25 protein-coding genes and 2 tRNA genes are annotated in these 20,705 nt (G+C 66.0%); 13 read left to right on the top strand and 14 right to left on the bottom strand.

All coding sequences use genetic code 11. The annotated features are described in order from the left end of the window. The first annotated feature begins 1 nt into the window (after position 1). Positions 2-397, top strand: a complete 396-nt coding sequence (acpS, locus tag ACWDPV_RS18190) for a holo-ACP synthase AcpS (protein ID WP_348803290.1) — start codon at positions 2-4, stop codon at positions 395-397. 75 nt (positions 398-472) lie between these two features. On the opposite strand, the gene ACWDPV_RS18185 is transcribed toward acpS, so the two are convergent. Both ACWDPV_RS18185 and bcp read right to left on the bottom strand, forming a co-directional pair. Further along, entirely contained in the window at positions 473-1,096 is a 624-nt protein-coding gene (locus ACWDPV_RS18185) for a TetR family transcriptional regulator (protein ID WP_348808223.1), read from the bottom strand. A 14-nt stretch (positions 1,097-1,110) separates the two neighbouring features. Beyond that, on the bottom strand, positions 1,111-1,587 hold the full coding sequence (bcp, locus tag ACWDPV_RS18180) for a thioredoxin-dependent thiol peroxidase (RefSeq protein WP_449744094.1): 477 nt from the start codon (positions 1,585-1,587) through the stop codon (positions 1,111-1,113). Positions 1,588-1,791: 204 nt separating this feature from the next. Between bcp and ACWDPV_RS18175 the strand changes: the two genes are divergently transcribed. The 5 genes from ACWDPV_RS18175 to ACWDPV_RS18155 all read left to right on the top strand — a co-directional run bounded on the left by ACWDPV_RS18175 (position 1,792) and on the right by ACWDPV_RS18155 (position 4,567). Further along, positions 1,792-2,013 (top strand): DUF3618 domain-containing protein, encoded by a 222-nt coding sequence (locus tag ACWDPV_RS18175; protein WP_348803294.1) that lies wholly within the window; start codon positions 1,792-1,794, stop codon positions 2,011-2,013. Next, positions 2,010-3,215 carry a L,D-transpeptidase gene (locus tag ACWDPV_RS18170; RefSeq protein ID WP_449744093.1) on the top strand — a complete coding sequence of 402 codons (1,206 nt, stop codon included), beginning with the start codon at positions 2,010-2,012 and terminating at the stop codon, positions 3,213-3,215. The genes ACWDPV_RS18175 and ACWDPV_RS18170 overlap by 4 nt, the downstream gene beginning before the upstream one ends. Before the next feature lie 92 nt (positions 3,216-3,307). Next, positions 3,308-3,380 (top strand) — tRNA-Lys (locus tag ACWDPV_RS18165). A 197-nt stretch (positions 3,381-3,577) separates the two neighbouring features. Next, positions 3,578-3,913 carry a hypothetical protein gene (locus tag ACWDPV_RS18160; protein WP_449744092.1) on the top strand — a complete coding sequence of 112 codons (336 nt, stop codon included), beginning with the start codon at positions 3,578-3,580 and terminating at the stop codon, positions 3,911-3,913. A gap of 69 nt (positions 3,914-3,982) precedes the next feature. After that, positions 3,983-4,567 carry a hypothetical protein gene (locus ACWDPV_RS18155; RefSeq protein ID WP_449744091.1) on the top strand — a complete coding sequence of 195 codons (585 nt, stop codon included), beginning with the start codon at positions 3,983-3,985 and terminating at the stop codon, positions 4,565-4,567. A 620-nt stretch (positions 4,568-5,187) separates the two neighbouring features. Here ACWDPV_RS18155 and ACWDPV_RS18150 read toward each other — a convergent pair. Continuing rightward, positions 5,188-5,346 (bottom strand): hypothetical protein, encoded by a 159-nt coding sequence (locus ACWDPV_RS18150; RefSeq protein WP_449744090.1) that lies wholly within the window; start codon positions 5,344-5,346, stop codon positions 5,188-5,190. Between the two features lie 389 nt (positions 5,347-5,735). Next, positions 5,736-6,122, bottom strand: coding sequence for a hypothetical protein (locus ACWDPV_RS18145; protein WP_449744089.1), 387 nt, complete (start codon positions 6,120-6,122; stop codon positions 5,736-5,738). Between the two features lie 311 nt (positions 6,123-6,433). Here ACWDPV_RS18145 and ACWDPV_RS18140 point away from each other — a divergent pair, with 311 nt between their 5' ends. The 5 genes from ACWDPV_RS18140 to ACWDPV_RS18120 all read left to right on the top strand — a co-directional run bounded on the left by ACWDPV_RS18140 (position 6,434) and on the right by ACWDPV_RS18120 (position 11,061). Beyond that, a complete protein-coding gene (locus ACWDPV_RS18140; RefSeq protein ID WP_449744088.1) occupies positions 6,434-6,745 on the top strand; it encodes a hypothetical protein in 312 nt (103 codons plus the stop codon). A gap of 201 nt (positions 6,746-6,946) precedes the next feature. Beyond that, positions 6,947-7,531: a permease gene (locus ACWDPV_RS18135; protein WP_449744087.1), complete on the top strand. Its 585-nt coding sequence runs from the start codon at positions 6,947-6,949 to the stop codon at positions 7,529-7,531. Positions 7,532-7,781: 250 nt separating this feature from the next. Next, positions 7,782-8,990, top strand: a complete 1,209-nt coding sequence (locus ACWDPV_RS18130; protein WP_449744086.1) for a L,D-transpeptidase — start codon at positions 7,782-7,784, stop codon at positions 8,988-8,990. A 77-nt stretch (positions 8,991-9,067) separates the two neighbouring features. Continuing rightward, positions 9,068-10,210, top strand: coding sequence for an acyl-CoA dehydrogenase family protein (locus ACWDPV_RS18125; protein ID WP_449744085.1), 1,143 nt, complete (start codon positions 9,068-9,070; stop codon positions 10,208-10,210). Positions 10,211-10,263: 53 nt separating this feature from the next. Continuing rightward, the gene (locus ACWDPV_RS18120; RefSeq protein WP_449744084.1) at positions 10,264-11,061 is read left to right on the top strand and encodes a DNA polymerase beta superfamily protein; all 798 of its coding nucleotides are present in this window, start codon (positions 10,264-10,266) and stop codon (positions 11,059-11,061) included. Here the strand turns inward: ACWDPV_RS18120 and ACWDPV_RS18115 are convergent. From ACWDPV_RS18115 to ACWDPV_RS18100, 4 genes are all read right to left on the bottom strand, one after another. Further along, on the bottom strand, positions 11,053-11,571 hold the full coding sequence (locus ACWDPV_RS18115; RefSeq protein WP_449744083.1) for an ArsR/SmtB family transcription factor: 519 nt from the start codon (positions 11,569-11,571) through the stop codon (positions 11,053-11,055). The two genes, ACWDPV_RS18120 and ACWDPV_RS18115, sit on opposite strands and share 9 nt — an antisense overlap. Continuing rightward, a complete protein-coding gene (locus ACWDPV_RS18110; protein ID WP_449744082.1) occupies positions 11,568-12,647 on the bottom strand; it encodes a serine hydrolase in 1,080 nt (359 codons plus the stop codon). The genes ACWDPV_RS18115 and ACWDPV_RS18110 overlap by 4 nt, the downstream gene beginning before the upstream one ends. A gap of 88 nt (positions 12,648-12,735) precedes the next feature. Then, positions 12,736-13,116 carry a hypothetical protein gene (locus ACWDPV_RS18105; RefSeq protein ID WP_449744081.1) on the bottom strand — a complete coding sequence of 127 codons (381 nt, stop codon included), beginning with the start codon at positions 13,114-13,116 and terminating at the stop codon, positions 12,736-12,738. A 94-nt stretch (positions 13,117-13,210) separates the two neighbouring features. Beyond that, the gene (locus ACWDPV_RS18100; protein ID WP_348803308.1) at positions 13,211-13,372 is read right to left on the bottom strand and encodes a hypothetical protein; all 162 of its coding nucleotides are present in this window, start codon (positions 13,370-13,372) and stop codon (positions 13,211-13,213) included. 134 nt (positions 13,373-13,506) lie between these two features. On the opposite strand from ACWDPV_RS18100, the gene ACWDPV_RS18095 reads away from it, so the two are divergent. Next, positions 13,507-14,106, top strand: coding sequence for a thymidine kinase (locus tag ACWDPV_RS18095; protein ID WP_449744080.1), 600 nt, complete (start codon positions 13,507-13,509; stop codon positions 14,104-14,106). Between the two features lie 66 nt (positions 14,107-14,172). Here the strand turns inward: ACWDPV_RS18095 and ACWDPV_RS18090 are convergent. After that, positions 14,173-14,245 (bottom strand) — tRNA-His (locus tag ACWDPV_RS18090). Positions 14,246-14,348: 103 nt separating this feature from the next. Continuing rightward, on the bottom strand, positions 14,349-14,948 hold the full coding sequence (orn, locus tag ACWDPV_RS18085; protein WP_449744079.1) for an oligoribonuclease: 600 nt from the start codon (positions 14,946-14,948) through the stop codon (positions 14,349-14,351). Between the two features lie 116 nt (positions 14,949-15,064). On the opposite strand from orn, the gene ACWDPV_RS18080 reads away from it, so the two are divergent. Further along, the gene (locus tag ACWDPV_RS18080) at positions 15,065-16,639 is read left to right on the top strand and encodes a helicase HerA-like domain-containing protein (protein ID WP_449744078.1); all 1,575 of its coding nucleotides are present in this window, start codon (positions 15,065-15,067) and stop codon (positions 16,637-16,639) included. A 22-nt stretch (positions 16,640-16,661) separates the two neighbouring features. On the opposite strand, the gene ACWDPV_RS18075 is transcribed toward ACWDPV_RS18080, so the two are convergent. The 4 genes from ACWDPV_RS18075 to ACWDPV_RS18060 all read right to left on the bottom strand — a co-directional run bounded on the left by ACWDPV_RS18075 (position 16,662) and on the right by ACWDPV_RS18060 (position 20,703). Beyond that, entirely contained in the window at positions 16,662-17,135 is a 474-nt protein-coding gene (locus ACWDPV_RS18075) for an SUKH-4 family immunity protein (RefSeq protein WP_449744077.1), read from the bottom strand. A gap of 4 nt (positions 17,136-17,139) precedes the next feature. Further along, positions 17,140-17,946, bottom strand: a complete 807-nt coding sequence (gene cmrA / locus ACWDPV_RS18070; protein WP_449744076.1) for a mycolate reductase — start codon at positions 17,944-17,946, stop codon at positions 17,140-17,142. A 63-nt stretch (positions 17,947-18,009) separates the two neighbouring features. Beyond that, a complete protein-coding gene (locus ACWDPV_RS18065; protein WP_449744075.1) occupies positions 18,010-20,073 on the bottom strand; it encodes an oxidoreductase in 2,064 nt (687 codons plus the stop codon). 78 nt (positions 20,074-20,151) lie between these two features. Beyond that, a complete protein-coding gene (locus ACWDPV_RS18060) occupies positions 20,152-20,703 on the bottom strand; it encodes a PadR family transcriptional regulator (RefSeq protein ID WP_449744074.1) in 552 nt (183 codons plus the stop codon). Between the last annotated feature and the right edge of the window lie 2 nt (positions 20,704-20,705).

Genomic DNA, 20,705 nt, shown 5'->3' with positions numbered 1-20,705 from the left:
CATGGCCGTACTGGGAGTGGGGATCGACATCGTGTCCGTCCCCGAATTCGCCGAGCAACTATCCCAACCGGGTACCACGTTCTCCGACCGTTTCACGGTCGGGGAGCGGCGGGACTCGGCCGCCGGAACCGGCGAGGATGCCCGTCACCTCGCCGCCCGCTGGGCCGCCAAGGAAGCCGTCGTCAAGGCGTGGTCGGTCAGCCGCTTCGCGCGGTCGCCACTGCTGCCGCTGATCCGGCACAGCGACATCGAGGTGATCACCGACAACTGGGGCCGTCCGGCCATCCGGCTGGCCGGCGAGATCGCCGAGCACCTGCGTGACACCCTCGTGCACGTGTCGCTGACGCACGACGGTCCGTCGGCGGCGGCCGTCGCCATCATCGAGGGAGCCGGCTGAGCAGCGGGTCCATCACCCCCGACGTCCGGGCCGCCACACCGCTGTGGCGGCCCGGTCTTGTCTCACCGTCTCGCCTCACATGGTCGAGGTGGATTCCTCGAGGAGCAGGTATCCGGCGAGCATCCGTTTGAGTTCGCTGACGGTCTCCGGATGATCGTGACCGTCCTGCACGGAGAAGCTCAGCAACGAGTACGCGGTGTGGACGAGGACCTGCGACATCATGTCGCGGCGATCGCGCTGTGACGGGGTCAGCGGCGCGATCAGCCGCGCCACCTGCTCGGCGAGCACCCGCTCGTTCTGCGACGCGGTGGCCCGGGTGGCCGGGGTGGACTGCACTGCGAGCCACACCGCACGCCGGGACGGATCGTCGCGCCACAGTGCGGCGAGGTGATCGAGGAACTTCTCGAGTAGCACCGGCCACTCCAACGACGGGACCTCCGAGGCGAAGGCTGTCAATTCCTCGCGGACGGCGACCGTGTCGAGCCGGTCGAGTTCGCAGACGATGACGTACTTGTTGGCGAAGTACTGATACAGCGTCCCGATGGGAACCTCTGCGCGGGAGGCGATTTCCTCGCACGTCAGTGATTCGAACCCGACCTCGGTGAGCAGATCGCGCGCGGCCGAGAGCATCGCGGAGAACTTGCGTTTGCTGCGTTCCTGAGTCGGCCTCTTGCGGGGGATCAGCGGTTGCGCGGTCATCGTCGGCTACGCGGTCAGTCCAGCTTCATGTCGCGACGGAGTTTGGCGACGTGACCGGTGGCGCGGACGTTGTACTGGGCCAGGGCGATGGTGCCGTCGGCGTCGACGACGAACGTCGACCGGATGACGCCGGTAACGACCTTGCCGTAGAGCTTCTTCTCGCCGAAGGCGCCCCATGCGGTGAGCACCTCCTTGTCCGGGTCGCTCAGCAAGGGGAACGTGAGGCCCTCGGCCGCGGCGAACTTCGCGAGCTTTGCCGGTTTGTCCGGTGAGATTCCGATCACATCGATGCCGGCGCCGTTCAGCTCGGACAGACTGTCGCGGAAGTCGCAGGCCTGCTTGGTGCACCCGGGGGTGGCGGCGGCCGGGTAGAAGTACACAATCACCTTTCGCCCTGCGTAGTCGGCGAGCGAAACCGTATTTCCCTCTGCGTCCGGGAGTGAGAAGGCGGGTGCGGGGTCGCCGACGGCGAGGCGATGTGACTCGGACATGACGCCAGGCTAGCCGATCAACGTCCATGCTCAGCAGCGGTCATGGCGTAGCCTGAGATGGCGCTCACGCAGCAATCGTCCGCGCCGGGAACTTCATCCGGGTGCGGGCGCGTTGTGTCAGCAGTCCCGAACCCGGCCCGGTGCCGGTGTCGGGTGCTGTTCGTCGGGCAATTTTTCCGTTGGTAAGAAGTTTTGGAGGACCACGTGGCCGGGGATACCGACCGTATCGAACAGGACATCGCGAAGGCTCGCGAGGAACTGGCCAGCACACTCGACACCCTGGCTGCTCGGGCGAACCCGCAGCGCCTGACCGAGGACGCCAAGAGCGCGGCTCTGGCGTTCGTGAACAAGCCCGCGGTGAAGTACGCCATCGCCGGTGTCGGTTCGGTTGTCGTCATTCTCGTCATCCGCAAGGTCATGAGGTGACCCGGGTGCGGGGCGTCAACGCCCGACACGCACTCCTCCTACTCACCGCCGGCGCTGTTGTGACCGTTTTGCCAGGTTGCACGGCGTCGTCGTCGTATTCCGACGCTGTCGGGAATGCGCCGGCGCTGAGTTCGTTGGGGCAGCCGAACATCGCCGTCACCGGGTGGGCCGACCGCCCGGTGAAGGACAACGCCGTGGGGGTGATGCCCGGGGCGCCGCTCACGGTGACCGCCCATGACGGAAGCCTGAAGTCGGTCGTCGTCACCGGCGATGACGGGCCGGTTGCCGGCACCGTCTCCGCCGACGGCTCCACGTGGACCGCGACCAACGCCCTCGACTTCGGGTCGGACTACACGCTGACCGCGGCGGCCCAGGGCATCGAGGGTGCCGGAGCCAAGAAGCTGACGTTCACCACCGCCTCGGCGGAGTCGACCGCGTCGGCGTCGAGCGTGACCGCCGAGGGGGAGACCGTCGGCATCGGGCAGCCGGTGATGATCAACTTCGATCAGCCGGTCACCAACAAGCTCAACGCGCAGCGTGCCATCCAGGTCACCACCGACCCGCCGGTCGAGGGTGCCTTCTACTGGGTCAACGACTCGATGCTGCGGTGGCGCCCGGAGCACTACTGGAAGCCGGGCACCAAGGTCAGCGTCAAGGTCAACACCAAGGGAATCGATCTCGGTGACGGCGTGTACGGCGACAACAACCTGAGCACCCACTTCACCGTAGGACGCAGCCTCATCGCGTCCGCCGACGACAACACCCACCAGATCACCGTGTCGATCAACGGCAAGGTGGTCCGCACGATGCCCACCTCGATGGGTAAGGACTCCACCCCGACCAACAATGGTGTTTACATTGTGGCCGAACGGGATCCGAGCGTGATCATGGACTCGTCGACCTACGGGGTGCCGGTCAGTTCGCCCGGTGGCTACCGCGAGACCGTGTACGACGCGACCCGGATCTCCTACAGCGGCATCTACGTCCACTCCGCTCCCTGGTCGCTGGGTGACCAGGGCGTCGACGACGTCAGCAACGGATGCCTGAACGTCAGTCCGGACAACGCCGAATGGTTCCTCAACACGGCACTGCGCGGCGACATCGTCACCGTGAAGAACGCTGTGGGACCGATCCTTCCGGGTGACGACGGTCTCGGTGACTGGAACATCCCGTGGTCGGTCTGGAAGAAGGGCAACGCCTGACGATCGGTGCGACACCGAGCGGAATGCGCTCCTGACCAGCCGATTTCATTTCTGGGGCACCGGTCATGTAATGTTTCCTCTCGGTTCGCCAAGCGCCATTAGCTCAATTGGCAGAGCAGCTGACTCTTAATCAGCGGGTTCGGGGTTCGAGTCCCTGATGGCGCACAGAAAAGCCCCCTTCACCGGTGCAAACGGTGGAGGGGGCCTCTTTTGTTTCGACCCACCCACGGTTTACCCACGACAAGCGATCAACCCGTCTCCGCGACCTTCGACACCGGCGAGAACGTCTCGAGGCCGTGCCGCATGTCCGGGCTTACGGCGACACGCTGCATGTAGTGCGCGCGCGTCACGTCGGGGCCGGCGTGACCAAGCTGCGCGGCCGCGGCCGCGGCCTCGAGCCTGGCCGGGGTGTCGATCGTGGTGCGGCGGTCGATGATGTCACCGCGCGCCGGCGCCGCACGGTTGCGGAGATCTTCTACCAGCGCACGTTTAGCGGCCGCACCCGTCTTACCGAAGCGCTCGACGGCCCGGGTGCGGCCATCGAAGTCGCGGTACTGGGCGCGGGCACGCCAACGGCCCGACGAGACCTCGGTCCGGTTGATCTTGTGTCGACGACCCTCAGCGTGTACGACCGCGGTCGTCAGTTCCTCGACGACCATGCCTCCGACGTCGTCGCGGGTTATTTCTGGGCGGCGTGAGCCGACACCCCTGATCGTTCATCCGATCAGGGGGCGGCCCGCGTCGCATCCGACCGGGATAATGTCGCCATGACACCTCGCCCATTCGGCGCAGTCCCGCTCCTGCTCACCATGATGGTCCTGGCGTCCTGCTCCAGCCAGGAGACCGCCGGCACCAGCTCCACGACCACGGTTGCCGCCAGCGCATCCGCGCCGCAGCCCATACAGAAGCAAGTCGGCCAACGTGCCGCAGCCGCATGCGCAGGCGAGTCCATCGACGACACCTGCGCACTCATCTTCACGGTGACAGCTATCGACAGCGTGCCGTCCTCGGACTGCTCGGACTACAAGCCGCCCACCGCCGACGAGCGTGTCATCCGGGTCGCCCTCGACGCACAAGGCCTCCACCCGACACCAGCACCGAACTCGCACATCCCGCCCGGGTACATCCTCAGCAGCGACTACTGGTTCGCCCTCGGTGCCGATGGCTACACCACCAAGGTTGACGTTGCCATCGGATGCGGCGAGTACACGCCCGGCCCGTTCTACACGCAGACCGACGTCGGCCAGAAGCTCCGTGGCGACATCCTGTTCAAGATCCCAGCGGACAGCACCACGCTCGAACTGCGCCCCCAGCCTGGCCTCGCCTGGCGCTGGGCACTCCCTGCGCAATGAGATTCGATCGGGGGCGTGTCCGCATCATGGATTGATCTCCGCCACCCGCGTTACCCACGGAGAATATGTAGAACCGGCGTCATCAGACGGAGTGGAGCAACGGCGCCGACGGTCCTGAACTGCGCTGGAGCGGGCAGCGTGTACCAGATCGACCAGGGTCGACGGCCCGACCAATTCAGCGGGTTCGGGGTTCGAGTTCCTGATGGCGCACAAAGAGAAGCCAGGTCAGAAGAAATTTCCTCTGACCTGGCTTTCTCGTTGAGTGGCCGGGTGTGCCACGAGCGTGCGAACGCCGCCCAGGACCTCGGACCGGCACATCCGATAGATCGACTCCGGCGCAACGAGATCCAGGCGCACGCTGAGGGCCGATCGGGCGTCCCGGTACACCAGCCCGCCGCGATCTACCGGCTGGCGACCCGGTAACCCGGTACGGCGGGGTCTCGCCTGCGTCACCCGATGCCGCGAGCAACCAGACGGCCCCGATGCCGGGTGAGAAGCCCTGGGGATCGTTCGCGACGCTCCTGTCGTCGGATGGGTAGATTTGCCGGACACCACCCGGAGGAGGACCCCATGAGCAGGCAGGGTAGGCGTGCCGACGCTCTACGGAGGTTGTCTGCGCGCTACGGGAGAAGGCCGACGATGCTGCTCTGGCCGGAGCCGCACTCGATTCCGCCTACGGCAAAGTCCGCGAGCGGGGCGAACTGCCCGAGGACACGGCATTCGAGGAAGTCGAAGCCGAAACCGAGCGCATCCGGCGGGAACGTCGCCAGGGCGTACATGCCGGTTCGCCGGAGGTAGCGGATAGTTGACCGTTGTCCTCGTACTGGACATCAACGCACTCATCAGTGCAGCCCTCAGCCCAAGCGGCCATTCTGCGCAGCTCATCGAACTTGCTCGACGGGATCGAATCTCGCTCGTCATGTCGGATCAGGGGACGTCGCCCTGCCCGCAGACACGATCTTCGCCACGATGCAGCGGTGCCCAGATCTCGATGACCTTCCCGGTGCCGAATTCGATCACTGGCGTGTGTTCGGGATCGGGGGCGCTGTCGAGCCTGAACGTATTCGGCCGCGGCCCACGTTGGGGCAGTGATTCTTCGGTCGGTGCCTCACAAGGGCGGGCGGGCCGGGCGCTCAACAGGATTCAGTGGGCGAGCGTCGCCCGGGCTTCACAGCCGCGCGTTTGCGAACGGCAGGTGACCGTGGCGTTCGCGGAACGCGGCGATCATGGAACTTTCGATTTCGGCGGTGTCCGCGTCGGGTGTCTCGCGCCACGCGACGAGCAGATCGGCGTGATCGACGAGCTGCCAGACGCGACGTCCGCCTGAGTGCGCGACAGTCTCACCGGCTCCGTACCGGCGGTACTCATCAAGCCGCCGACGCAGCCCGCGTCGGCCCCTCCTGTCGACGTTGGCCTTGCCGATATAGATCACACGGCTTGCTGGTACCCAGCGGTCGCGCAGGTCGGCGATCGGTTCGGTGGGGTCGCGGCCCTTCCAGTGGCCCGCCGGCGACACGTCGAGGAAATCCGGGGGCACGTCGGTGTCGCGCACCACGACGTACACGCCCGGCCCACGAGGCACGTCAGCGCTCGGCAGATCGTCGAATCGGACCCAGCCCGAGAACAGGGAGAGATCGATCTCGGGCGGAAGGTCGCCGCCATTGTGAAGCGCGCACATCTGATCATTGAACAACTGGCGACCGCAGCCAGGGACCGCGGCCTAGATCGCCCCGCGCGGGGCAGTCGGTCAAGGGAGACCTCTGTACCGAAGCACGACCGATGCTGGCGTCGCGGCGGCCTCGAAGTCCCGACATCATCGGTTCGATATCCTGCAGCGACGGGTTGGAGTCGACAAAGGGGTGCGGGGTGCTCAGCAAAGCCATCAGATGGTGTGCGCTCTTTCTCGCCGTCGTGTCGCCGGTGGTCTTCGTCGGTTCCCTGATCATGGGCGAGTGGTGGACCGCCGCGATGTTCGCCTTCTTTTCTTTCTACGGCGTCCGTGAACTGCGCAACGAGCGGAAGCGGTGCGCGAGACTGGCAGAGTGGCCGCGGGACCGCGTTGCGTCCGCGGTCGGTGAGGTCGACGACCCGATCGAGGCGGCCCGGCGGTTACGCGAGATCGACGACCGGCTTCGCCTTCTCGATTCGCTGGAGTTGGTCACCCGGGCGAGGTCCTGATCGCTTCCCGCGGGTGGTCTCCGGTCGCGCGGGTCCTCGTGGCTCGCCTGATTCATCGACGACCTGCGTGAGCGCCGACGACCCGCGCGAGCGACGACGACCTGCGTGAGCGCCGACGGCCCGCGTGAAGGTCGATATCGAAGCGGTCACGGTGTCGCGCCGAGGTTGGCAATCGGGCGATCCGGTCACCACCATGTGGTCATGAGCGACGACGCGACACAGCCGGCCACGCCCCCGAGACCTCCGGCGACCTCCTCGAACGGCCTGCCCTCGTGGGCATGGAAGGCGATCGCCGTCGGCATCCTCGTGGTGCTGCTGGTGATCACCTACTTCATCCTCGCGGCGTTCGCGCCACGGGAGTGGGCGCAGCACATCGGCACGATGGTCGACGGCAGCATCACCTCGGGCACCGGATACGGCCTGGCATTCGGATTCGTGTGCACCTTCGTCTCGCTGGTGCTGCTGGTGCCGATCTGGTGGACCCGTCGCTGGCGCGGGGGACGATACTGGGCGATCGGGCTGATCGTCCTCGCCGTGATCGTGTCGATCCCGAATCTGTTGACGCTGTCGATCGTGGCCGGTAACAGCAGCGCGGCACACGCGGGTGAACGCATCCTGGACGTGGACGGCCCCGGCTTTCGCGGCGCGACCCTGGCCGGGGTGATCCTCGCGGTTGCGGTGTTCGCCGTGGTGTTCTTCCTCGTCGTCAGGGTTCGCCGCCGCCGGAAGGCGCCATCGGCACCTACCTCCGGGACCGCTCCGACGACGGGTCCGAGCGCCGGCTGACACCGCGTCGCGCCGCGCCGGGGGACCCGGCGAATTTGGTAAGATCGCCCGAAAGCGACATGGACGTCCCGCTTGGTGCGGGGCGTCCATTCATGTCGAGGATCTCTCATCGCGCGAACACCGTCGGACGTCATTCGGCCGACAGCGGCGGGCGTGTGGGTGGGACTCCGACATATCCGGTATCTCGTACACTTGGTGCGGGATTGCGGGGATTGCATTGCTGGTGGTCATGGTTGCAGGTGGGAGAGTTATGGGGATCGGTCGGAATCGCTCGCGGTCATCGGTCGCGGTCGGTGTGCTGTTGCTGGCGATCGTCGCCTTGGTGACGTCGTGCTCGTCGGAATCGAAGTATTCGTCGAACGTCGGCAGTTCGGTCCTGTACGACGAACTGCTCAAGCCCGGCCTCGAGATCACCGAATGGGGCAACAAGCCCCTCGCCAACGATGCCGTCGGCGTGCAGCCCGGCGCCCCGATCACGGTGGTCGCCAGCGAGGGTGCGCTGACCAACGTCCGGATCAACAAGGCCGACGGGTCGGCCGTGGGCGGGGAGTTGAGCGAGGACGGAACCCGTTGGGTCAGTAGCGAACCGCTCGGCTACAACCGCACCTACACGCTGACCGCGGATGCGACCGGCGTCGGCGGTGCCACCACCCGCGAGGTGTCGTTCACCACGCGCGCACCGAACAATCTCACCCAGGCCTACCTGACCCCGGACAACGGCGAGACGGTGGGCGTCGGGCAGCCGGTCGCGGTCAAGTTCGACGAGTCGATCACCAACCGTCGTGCCGCGCAGGAGGCCATCAAGGTCACCACCGACCCGCCGGTGCAGGGTGCCTTCTACTGGATCAGTGACACCGAGGTCCGTTGGCGGCCGCAGGAGTATTGGAAGCCGGGCACCACCGTCAACGTCGCGGTGAACACCTACGGGATCGACCTCGGTGGTGGCCTGTTCGGTCAGGAGAACGTGAAGTCGACCTTCAAGGTCGGACGCTCGATGTTGATCACCGCCGACGACAACACCAAGCAGGTGACGTTCGTCCAGGACGGCAAGACGATCCGTTCGATGCCGACGTCGATGGGTAAGGACGCCACGCCTACCGACAACGGCATCTACCTGGTGTCGGACAAGCACGACAACATCATCATGGACTCGTCCACCTACGGTGTCCCGGTCGGTTCGGCCGACGGCTACCGCACGCCCGTCGACTACGCCACGCGAATGTCCTACAGCGGCATCTTCTTCCACTCCGCGCCCTGGTCGGTGTGGGCACAGGGCAACACCAACACCAGCCACGGGTGCCTGAACCTGAGCCCGGACAATGCGCTCTGGGTCATGCGCAACACCCTGCGCGGTGATCCGGTGGTCGTGAAGAACACCGTGGGCGGCACGCTTCCGGGAACCGACGGACTCGGTGACTGGAACATCCCGTGGGCGGTGTGGTCGAAGGGCAACGCCTGAGCGGCCCATCCGAACGCTGCCACTGAGCACTGTTACGATCGTCGCTGACATGTTCATGTGACGATGGGACACACACCATGGTGGAACGCTCTTCCTGGGAAGACGACGATCTGACCGCCCTGCGCGACCTTGCTCGCAACTTCTGCGAGAAGGAGATCAAGCCGAACATCGACAAGTTCATCGAGCAGCACCACGTCGACCGCGACCTGTGGAACAAGGCGGGCGAACTCGGACTGCTCTGCATGTCGATCCCCGAGGAGTACGGAGGCGGCGGGGGCACCTTCGCCCACGAGGCCATCCTGATCGAAGAACAGGCGCGCGTCGCCGACTCGTCGTGGGGCGCAAGCCTGCACAACGGCATCATCGCCCACTACCTGCTGTCCTACGGCTCGGAAGAGCAGAAGAAGACCTGGCTGCCGAAGATGGCCAGCGGTGAGGTGGTCGGCGCGATCGCGATGACCGAACCCGGTACCGGATCGGATCTGCAGAACGTCAAGACGAAGGCGATCCGGCAGGGCGACGAGTACGTCATCGACGGATCGAAGACCTTCATCACCAACGGCGCTCAGGCCGACCTCATCATCGTGGTCGCCAAGACCGATGCGAGCGAGGGTGCCAAGGGCATCTCGCTGATCCTGGTCGAGGCCGATCGAGAGGGTTTCCGGCGGGGTCGGGTGCTCGACAAGGTCGGGCAGCGCGGACAGGACACCTCGGAACTGTTCTTCGACGGGGTACGCGTGCCGGTCGACAACCTTCTCGGCAGCGAGGAGGGGCAGGGCTTCATCCAGCTGATGCAGCAACTCCCGCAGGAGCGGTTGATCATCGCGGTCGCCTCGGTGGCCGGCATGGAAATCGCACTGGCGCACACGCTGGCCTACACCAAGGAACGAACCGCGTTCGGCCGTCCCATCTTCGGGTTCCAGAACACCAAGTTCAAACTCGCCGAGGTGGCCACCGAGGCCAAGATCGCACGCGTCTTCGTCGACGACTGCATCACCAAGCATCTCGACGGCAAACTCGACATCCCGACGGTGGCGATGGCCAAGTGGTGGACCAGCGACCGGGCCATGGTCGTCGCCGACGAGTGCCTGCAGCTCTTCGGCGGCTACGGCTACATGAACGAGTACCCGATCGCCCGGATGTGGGCGGATCAGCGGGTGCAGAAGATCTATGCCGGCACCAACGAGATCATGAAGGAGATCATCGCGCGCACCCTCTGAGAGGTGGTGCGCGAGGCGATAATTCGCTTGCCTGCCGCGATAAGTTCGACGGCATGACCAAGCACGACAATGCAGACTTCCGGCAGATCGCCGAGCACGGCCTGATCCTTCGGGGTCAGGTCGGCTCGGGTCTGCATGGCGTGGCCACCGGTGCCGATGACCGCGACGAGATGGGTGTGTGCATCGAAGGCCCCGAATGGGTTCTGGGCCTGCAGAAGATGCCGTTCGAGCAGTACGAGTACCGCACTCAACCCGACGGGAATCGTTCGGGCGCCGGGGATCTCGACCTGGTGGTGTACTCCCTGCGCAAGTGGGCGCGGCTGGCCGCCGACGGCAATCCGACGATCCTGTTGCTGCTGTTCATTCCGGAGCAGGAATTGGTGTACCGCAACGACATCGGCCGGGAGCTGCAGGATTCGGCGTCGATGTTCCTGTCGCGGCAGGTCGCGGCACGGTTCGCCGGCTACCTCACCTCGCAGAAGGAGAAGATGCTCGGCATCCGAGCTCAACGCACCAACCGACCCGAGCTGATCGAGGCCTACGGGTTCGACTCGAAATTCGCTTATCACATGGTGCGCTTGGGTATTCAGGGTGTCGAGCTGCTGACCACCGGTCGGATCACCTTGCCCATCGTCGAACCCGACCGAACGTGGCTGACCGACCTCCGGCACGGACGGCACACCAAGGAGGAAGCGCTGGATCGGGCGGACGCAGCGGTGGCGGAGTTGGCCCGATTGGCCGCGCGAGCCGACCTGCCCGAGTATCCCGATCGACGTCTGATCAACCGACGGCTGCTCGACTGGTACGGCCGCAGTTGGCGAGCGCCGTTGTCGGATACGGTCCTACAGTGATCCGCTGATGTCCGCCGCGGACACCAGCGCCACCAGCGTGGGAACCACATGTGTTGCGGCGATACCGTATTCGTTGCGTCCGAGCTTGCTCGCCACTCCTGCCGCGGTGAGGATCTTCAGGTGGTGGTAGAGCTGGCCGGACGTCCCGAAGTCGCCGGCCGCCTGGAGATCGGTCACCGAAGCGTTGCCGCGCAGCAGGATTCGTACGATCTCCAGGCGGGCCGGGTGGCCCAGCGCGGCAAAGACCGCCGCGGACGATTCGGTGGGGAGGTCCAATGCCGCGGTGGCGTCGTAGTGGATGCTCCACTGCACCGGACCGGCCAGATCGACGGTGCCGAAATAACCTACGGTCTGCGCGCCGGTGGTGGCGCCGGGCGTGTCGGTGCCGGGAGGGCCCGGACCATCGGGTGGCGCGGTGCCCGGTCGTGGCGAACCACCGCCGCGTAGCGTCTCCTCGAGCCGGTCGACCCGCGCGGCGAGCTCGTGCAGCTCGGACTCGAGGTCACTCACACCACGCATCGTAATGCAGCGGTCACCTGCGGATCGGTGAGCGCGCCGAGAAGCAGGCGCTGGTGGGCGAAGTCGTTCCGCGCGGCGTCGTCGGGGGAGAGGCCGCGGACCATCAAGGTGCCGACCGCGATCCGGGCATCGGCGAACCGGTACTCGAACACCTCGGTCAGGATTCCCGGCAGACTTCCGCCCTTGAAGCCGAGTATCCCGCCATCGGGTGACACGCCTTGGTACTCCAGGACGTTCCGTGCGATCGCCGCACCCGGCCCGAGGGTCCCACGGGCGATCGCGGACATGAGCGCATGCAGTGAGCCGGGCGTTGCATCGATGGTCGAATCGGTGGCGACCGTCAGCGGCGGGGCCGTTGCGGCCAGGGAGAGCATGTGTGCCGCATAGGCCGGGTCGTGCCGGTAGCGTCGAGCGGCCGAATCCCGTTGGGCCGCAGTGTGAACCGTCGGGTCGAGGAGACCCAGGTACAGGCCGAGGAGACCGGGAGTCTCGTCGCCGAGACCGTAGGCGCGCATGATCGCGAGCAGTGCGCCGTCCCCGAGCCGTTCCCGGAGGACGTCCGGTGCGGCGGAGTCGGAGAACCGGATCATCACGTCGACCAGCTGCCGGTAGCTCACCTGACGGGTCCGGTCGACGGCAACCCCGTTGACCTCCGGAATCCCCAAGTACCGCAGTGATTCCCGGTGCGCACCTCCGTCGAGCGGAAAGTACCACTGTTCCCACTCGTCGACGCCGACGGTGTCCTCGGCATGCAGGTCTCCCCGCGCGACGGCCTGCGCGTAGGCGGCCAGGTGGACCAACTTGATGGCCGACGCGGTCGGGAACCGCACGCCGATGTTGTGGCCGAAGTCCTGCCCGTCGGCGGTGGTGATCGCCAGACCGTAGTCGTCGGGATGGGCCGCGAGGTAACCGATCCAGCCCTGCGTGGTCGAGACATCGGGCGGTGGGGGCGCAGCGCACCCGGCCATCGCTGGTGCTGCCTCGGCGTGTGGTGACTCAGATGCCGTCGGGACGGTCGCGACAACGAGGCCCGCGACGGTGAGGACGACGGTTGCCCAGATGCGCATGCCGTTCCCTTCCAGATCCGTAACTACGTAACAGCGTAATACACGGAGTGGGTGAAGGTAGGGATCGGCGCCAGGGCGAGGGCGTCAGTCAGCGAAGTGCGCGCAGTCCGGCTGCGCCACGACGCAACTCTGCCGCACGGTCGCGCGCGCCGGCACGTTCGTGGGTAGCCGCGGCTGAGTCGAGATCGGCGATCTCGGCGTCGACCAGCGCCGCCATCTCTGTCTCGGTGAGGGCACGGCGTCGCGCCTCGGCGGCGCCGACACCGAGTTCCGCGGATTCGATGGCACCGGCCCGTCCGGCGGGTATGCCCTCGGATTCGGCGTTGTCGATGGCGCCCAAGGTGGCACGGATCGCAGAGACCACGGCGCGATCTCGTGCGCGCATGGCAGTTCGCAGAGCGGTCCGGAGACGATCGCGAATCGGCTCGGCCGCGGCGGATTCGGGTGGGCCGAATTCGTTCGGGGTCATGACGTCACCGTAGGCTGTGGGCGCATTTCGGCGCCACCGATTATCGATCGCACCCCCCGATGCGTCGATAGCGTGAGTTGCACGAGAACCGAAGTTACTTGCGATCCTTGATGATCGACTTCACCTCGTCGGCGTCGATGTTCTTCGCGATGAGCTTGCCGGTCTTGACCTTGCGGACCGAGAAGCGGTCCTTCTTCTTACCGGGGGCAACGTTGAGGCCCACCTTCTTGGCTGCCTTGTTGAGGTCCTCGAGCATGACGCGCAGATTAGAGCATGAAGATGAACAACGACGAATCGGAGAGGTTCGCACAGTCCTCGACCGGCAGGAGTGGACGCAGTGCGCCATCATCGAACAATGTCGGCACTGTCGCATCACCGTCCGAGCCGCTCGTGACGGCATTCGGGAGACTGATCTTCTACCACGGTCCGATGGGTGCGGGGAAGTCGACTTTCGCGCTGCAAACGCACTTCAACCAGGGGCAACAGGGGCGCCGCGGAGTCCTCATCACCACCCTGGACCGCTCCGGCGAACCCAGGGTGACCAGCCGTATCGGGCTGGCCGCCGACGCGGTGGTCTTCGGTGACGGGCTGGACCTGCACGCTGTGCTGACCGCGCACGCCGCTCGCGACGGCCTGGACTACGTGGTGTGTGACGAAGCACAATTCCTGACCGCAGACGACGTCGAGGCGCTGGCGCGTCTCGTCGACGACGCTGCGATCGACGTCTTCGCCTTCGGCTTGCTCACCGATTTCCGAAGCGTCCTGTTCCCGGGTTCGGCGCGCCTGGTGGAACTGGCCGACGAGGTGCACCGCATGCAGGCCATTGTCCTGTGCTGGTGCGGACGGCCGGCTTTCCTGAACGCGCGCGTCATCGACGGGGTGGTGGTGCGCTCGGGCGAGTTGGTGGCGGTGGGTGACACCGACGACGCGCCGATGATGTATCGGGCGCTCTGTCGACGGCATCATCGCGATGGTCGTGCGGCCGGCTGATGACCGTTTGGATGAGGTGACACGAGAAACGCCCCGCCGGTTGAGGCGGGGCGTTTCTCGTGTCGGGGTGGATGACGGGACTCGAACCCGCGACAGCCAGGATCACAACCTGGTGCTCTACCAACTGAACTACATCCACCATCGGCGTCGGGAACCAGGGATTTCTCGCCGGGTTCCAGAGCCAGGCTCATACTCTAGCGAATAGTGGGCGTCGAATACCAATCGCTTTGTGACCAGCGTGTTCAGGCCGGGCCGAGGTCGGCGACGATGTGGGCGAGCGTCTCGCTGTCGGGGCCGGGTTCGGCGACGAAGGCCGCCGCGCGGTAGTAGCGGAGCTCCCGGATCGACTCGCGGATGTCGGCGAGCGCGCGGTGGGCCAGCCCCTTCTCCGGCTGGCCGAAGTAGATCTTCGGGTACCAGCGGCGGCACAGCTCCTTGATCGAGCTGACATCGACCATGCGGTAATGCAGGTAGGCGTCGAGGTCGGGCATGTCGCGGGAGATGAATCCGCGGTCGGTGGCGATGGAGTTGCCCGCGAGGGGGACGGTGCCCGCGGTGCTGATGTGGCGGCGCAGGTAATCGAGGACCTGCTTCTCGGCCTCGGCCAGGCTGACGGTGGAACGACGCACCTCCTCGGTGAGCCCGGATGAGGCGTGCATCTTCTGGACCACCTCGGGCATCGCGGCGAGAGCCGCGTCGTCGGCATGGATGACGACGTCGACGCCGTCGCCGAGGATGTTGAGGTCACCATCGGTGACCAGCGCCGCGATCTCGATCAGTTTGTCCGAGTCGAGTCGCAGCCCCGTCATTTCGCAATCGATCCACACCAGTTTGTCCTGCACGCGTCAACCTTAGCCAACGCACACACCCGCCCTCGGCCCTTGCTGCGGGGTAGGGCCTTTGGACCCTGTCGGTCGAGCTTCACGCCAACCTCCGATCCGGCCCGTAAGGTGGCACCGTGACCGACGCACTGTCTCCGGCCCAGACCATCGCCAGCGGCTACGCCTTCACCGGCCCGGCACTCGAGGTGGGGGCGGTGAGTGTCGACGGAACGGTCGATCCGAGCGCGCGGGTCCGCATCCCGCTGGCGATGATGAATCGCCACGGCCTGGTTGCCGGTGCCACCGGTACCGGCAAGACCAAGACGCTGCAGCTGATCGCCGAGCAGTTGTCGTCCAACGGGGTGCCGGTGGTGATGGCCGACATCAAAGGTGATCTGTCGGGACTGAGCAATCCGGGAACAAGCAACGACAAGATCACCGCGCGCGCCACCCAAACCGGTGACGACTGGCAGCCCGCCGCTCATCCGGTGGAGTTCGTCTCGCTGGGTGCCGAGGGGGTCGGCGTCCCGATCCGGGCGACCATCACCTCCTTCGGACCGATCCTGCTGTCAAAGGTTCTCGGGCTCAACGACACCCAGGAGTCGGTGCTGGGCCTGATCTTCCACTGGGCCGACCAGAAGGGTCTGCCGCTGCTCGACCTCAAGGATCTGCGGTCGGTCATCGCCTACCTCACCAGCGACGAGGGCAAGCCCGAACTCAAGGCCATCGGTGGCGTCTCCACCCAGACCGCGGGCGTCATCCTGCGCGCCCTGACCAACCTGGAAGCCGACGGCGGGGACACGTTCTTCGGCGAGCCGGAGATCGAGCCGGCCGATCTGCTGCGCCTCACGCCGGACGGGCAGGGCATTATCACCCTGTTCGAACTCGGTGCGCAGGCCGCACGTCCCGCGCTGTTCTCCACCTTCCTGATGTGGATTCTGGCCGACCTCTTCGAATTCCTGCCGGAGGTCGGCGATCTCGACAAGCCCAAGCTGGTCTTCATCTTTGACGAGTCGCATCTGCTGTTCGCCGACGCGTCCAAGGCGTTCAAGGAACAGGTCGTCCAGACCGTCAAGCTCATCCGATCCAAGGGCGTCGGCGTCTTCTTCTGCTCGCAGCTGCCCACCGACATCCCCAACGAGGTGCTCTCCCAGCTCGGCGCCCGTATCCAGCATGCGTTGCGCGCCTTCACCCCCGACGACCAGAAGGCGCTCGCCAAGACGGTGAAGACCTACCCGGTCTCCGACGTGTACAAGCTCGATCAGGTGCTGACCTCCCTGGGGACGGGTGAGGCCGTGGTGACGGTGCTCTCGGAGAAGGGCGCACCCACCCCGGTGGCCTGGACCGTCGTCCGCGCACCCCGCTCATCGATGGAAGCCGTTGGCGCCGAAGGCATCACCACAGCCGCCAAGGCGAGTCCGTTGTACGCCAAGTACGGTCAGGCGATCGACCGGGAATCGGCGTACGAGAAGTTGGCGGCCAAGACCCTCGCGCCGGGGGAGTCGCCGGATGCTCCCGCGCCCGCGCCGGTGCCCATCCCGGCACCCGCGCCGAAGCCCGCTCCCGCGCCCAAACCCCAACCCGAGGAGCCGGGCATGCTGACCGAGGTGCTGACCAGCAAGCCGATGCAGAGTTTTCTGCGGTCGGCCGCCAGTGCCGCCGGACGCGAGTTCAGCCGGGCCATCTTCGGGACGGGTCGTCGACGGAGGTAGTCGTTCCGCGCGATGTCGGCCCTCACTCGCTCTTGGATGCCCAGTCGCCGATCGAGATCGACTCCCTGACCGAGTCCCAGTACGTGCCCTCGCGTCCCGCGTCCCGGTCGATTCGTGAGACCGCTGCGATCATCTCGTCGGCATCGTGCTCCCACTGCTCGGAGTCGTGCCGCCGGAATCTCTCGGCCAGGTCGGTCACCGCGTGAGCCGTGGAAACATACTGACCCAGTGACGAATTCACGAAGCAGGGGGAAGCGTGGTCGCCGAGCTGCACGGTGCCGTCGGTGGCGTTGACCCATACGGCGCCGAGTGAGACGTGTGCGCTGAACACCACCCGCATGCCGGAGATCACGAGTCTGCGGTGACTGCGGATCTCCTCGCCGAACTCCCGTGGGATGCCCGTTGTGCACAACGCCTCGACCGTTTCTGTGCCACAACCGATGTCGAGGAGGGACTGCCGCGATTCGGGATAGACGACGGTGACGTCACTCTTCACCGATTCAACCGTCTCCGAGTTTGCGATAGAACGTCCCCACGATCGGTGCGACAACAGCGCGCGGGCTGTATCCGCCGGCCACCGACATCGCCTTCGAGAGCGTGCCAGGAACCACACGCATCTTGTTGTGTTCCAACGCATCCAGGCTCATCTCGGCCACCTTGTCGCTGGAATGCCAGAGGAAATCGGGGACCAGCTTGTCGACGATGGACGCGTCATCGGGCGACGGGGTCTGGGTGCGGACCGGCCCGGGGGCGAGCAGCGTGACGTGCACACCCTGGCCGGAAACCTCGCCACGCAACGATTCGCTGAAGGTGTTGACGAAGGCCTTGGTGGCGGCATAGGTCGCGTTGTGGGGGATCGGCATGTTCCCGGCGGCCGAGCCGACCATCAGGATGCCACCGGCGCCGCGCCGCACCATCTGGGGCAGCACCGCGAGCGTGAGGTCATGCACCGCAGCGACATTGAGGCGCACCTGCGCGCGTTCGTAATCGGCGTCGAGTTCGGCCACCGGACCGAACGTCGCGATACCGGCGTTGTTGGCGAGGATCGAGATCTCCCGGTCGGCGAGTTCGGCGGCCAGGATGTCGGTGGCGGTCGGGTCGGAGAGATCGGTGGGGCGGACCTCGACGGTGATGTCGTGGCGTCCGCGCAGTTCCTCGGCGAGGTCCTCGAGGATGTCGCCGCGGCGGGCCACCACGATGAGCGAATGCCCCCGCCGGGCGAGTACCCGGGCGAGGGCCATTCCGATCCCGGACGACGCTCCGGTGACGACGGCGCGGGCGGTGTGCGACGGTGCAGGCACTGGCATGAGCAGTATCGTAGCCAGCGCCGGCGCCCTGACCGCCCGCGCGTCGTCGGAGCTCTCGGCCGGTCAGTTGATACCGGCGACCACCTCGGTGCCCTGCCGGATGGCGCGCTTGGCGTCGAGTTCGGAGGCGAGGTCGGCGCCACCGATCACATGGGTGGTCACCCCGGCCAGCGTCAGCGGATCGACGAGGTCACGGACCGATTCCTGTCCGGTGCACAACACCACGTTGTCGACCTCGAGGACGCGGGTCTCGGTGACCTTTCCTTCCTCGTCGTGGAAGCTCAGGTGCAGGCCCTGATCGTCGATCTTGTCGTAGGTGGCACCCGAGATCTGTTCCACGCCTTTCATCTTCATCTGCGCGCGATGCACCCACCCGGTGGTCTTGCCCAGCGTCTTGCCCTGCTTACCGGTCTTGCGCTGCACCATGTAGACCTGGCGAATGGGGGGCAGAGGCCGCGGCTTGGTGACGAATCCGGGCTTCTCGCCGTCCTCGGTGACGCCCCACTCCTGTTCCCATTCCTTGAGATTCAGCGAGGGGGACTCGTCGGTGGTGAGGAACTCGCTGACGTCGAATCCGATACCACCGGCACCCATCACGGCCACTCGTTTGCCGATCTCGCGGCGTCCGAGCACGGCGTCGGCGTAAGACATGACCATCGGGTGGTCGACGCCGGGGATGTTCGGGATACGAGGGGTGACTCCGGTGGCCACGATGACCTCGTCGAACTTCTCGGCGATGATGTCGTCGGCGCTGACGCGGGTGTTCAGGTGCACGGTCACCTTGAGCACCTCGAGACGACGGGTGAAGTACCGGATGGTCTCGTGGAACTCCTCCTTGCCGGGAATGCGTGAGGCGATGGAGAACTGGCCGCCGATCGCGCTACCGCCCTCGTACAGGTCGACCTTGTGGCCGCGTTCGGCGGCGGCGACTGCCGCCGACAGCCCGGCCGGTCCGGCACCGATGACCGCGACACGCTTGGCGCGGCGGGTCGGGCCGAGCAGCAGCGTCGTCTCCCGGCCGGCCCGCGGATTGACCAGGCACGAGACGTGCTTGCCGACGAAGGCGTGGTCGAGGCAGGCCTGGTTGCACCCGATACAGGTGTTGATCTCGTCGGATCGTCCGTCGCGGGCCTTGTTGGCCAGTTCCGGGTCGGCCAGGAACGGGCGGGCCATCTGGATCGCGTCGACGCGGCCGCGCTCGAGGATCTCCTCGGCCAACTCCGCGGTGTTGATCCGGTTGGCGGTGATCAGCGGGATCGACACCTCGTCACGCAGACGCTCGGTGAACTTGACGAACGCCCCACGCGGCACCGAGGTCACGATGGTGGGTACCTGGGCCTCGTGCCAGCCGATGTCGGTGTTGATGGCGTCGACGCCGAACTCCTGCGCCTTGCGGGCCATCAGCGCGACCTCGTCCCAGGTCTGGCCCTTGCGGATGAGGTCGGCGATCGACTGCCGCAGGATGACCGGGTAGTCGGCGGGGACCTGCCGGCGGATCTCCTTGATCACCTCGACGAGGAACCGCTGACGGTTCTCGGTGTTGCCGCCCCACTTGTCGGTGCGGTCGTTGGTGTGCGGGCAGAGGAACTGGTTGATCAGATAGCCCTCGCCGCCCATGATCTCGATCGCGTCATATCCGGCCTCGCGAGCGAGCTTGGCCGACTGCCCGAAGGACTTGATGACGTGTTGGATGATCGGTTCGGTCATCCGCAGGTGCTTGAACGGATGGATCGGGGACGGTTCCTTGCCCGGTGCCACCTTGAACGGGGTGTAGCCGTAGCGGCCGGCGTGGATCAGCTGCATGGCGATCTTGCCGCCCTCGCGGTGCACGGCCTTGGTGACCCGGCGATGCCGGTACATGTCGACGGAGTTCGTCATCTTGCCACCGAAGGCCATCAGGAGGCCGGTGCGGCTGGTGCCGAATCCGCCGGTGATGATGAGTCCGGCGCCGCCGCGCGCCCGCTCGGCGAAGTATGCGGCGAGCTTGTCGGTGTCCCAGATCCGGTCCTCGAGACCGGTGTGCATCGACCCCATGATGATGCGGTTCTTGATGGTCATCCCGCCGATGTCGAGAGGTTCGAACAGGTTGGGGAAATGCGGATTGCGGTCGGTCGATGGGGCTGTCATCGAGTCACCTTTCTTGGTGGGTGGCAATGCCGGGAATGTGGAATGCGATGTCTGGGAGTTGCCGAGATACGGTGCAGATCAGGGATTTTCGTCGAGCTCACGTTGGAGCGCCGAGACCACCTCGTCGCACCAGTCGATGAAGGCCTCTTCGATGCGGACGCCGCCGCGCAGTACCAGGTACTGATGCAGCCGCCGGCCGGACAGGGAGTCGGGCGCGGGATAGTCGTCCTTCTCGAAACCCTGATATAGGTGCAGTCGGGCGACGTGCAGCTCGCGGTGACGTTGCAGTTCGGCGATCAACTCGGGCAGGTCGTCGCGGTGTGCCGCGCGGATCTTGAGGCCCAGGTCGTCGCGCAGCTGCTGGATGGGTGTCGGGGTGGTGACCCAGGCGTGCAGGGCACCCCGGCCGCTGTCCGACAGTGAATACACCTTCTTGTCGGGTCGTCCGTCCTGCGCGATCGGTTCGTAGGAGACCAGACCGTCGGCGTGGAGCTTGCGCAGGGTCCGATAGATCTGCTGATGGGTGGCCGACCAGAAATGCCCGATCGACCGGTCGAACTGCCGACTGATCTCGTACCCGGTGCCCGGGCGTTCGGCCAACGAGACCATGATCGCGTGCTCCAGCGCCATAT

Source organism: Gordonia sp. NPDC003504 (assembly GCF_053587995.1).
Note: the sequence above shows the minus strand (reverse complement) of the source record. Positions and strands in the feature narration are given on the sequence as shown.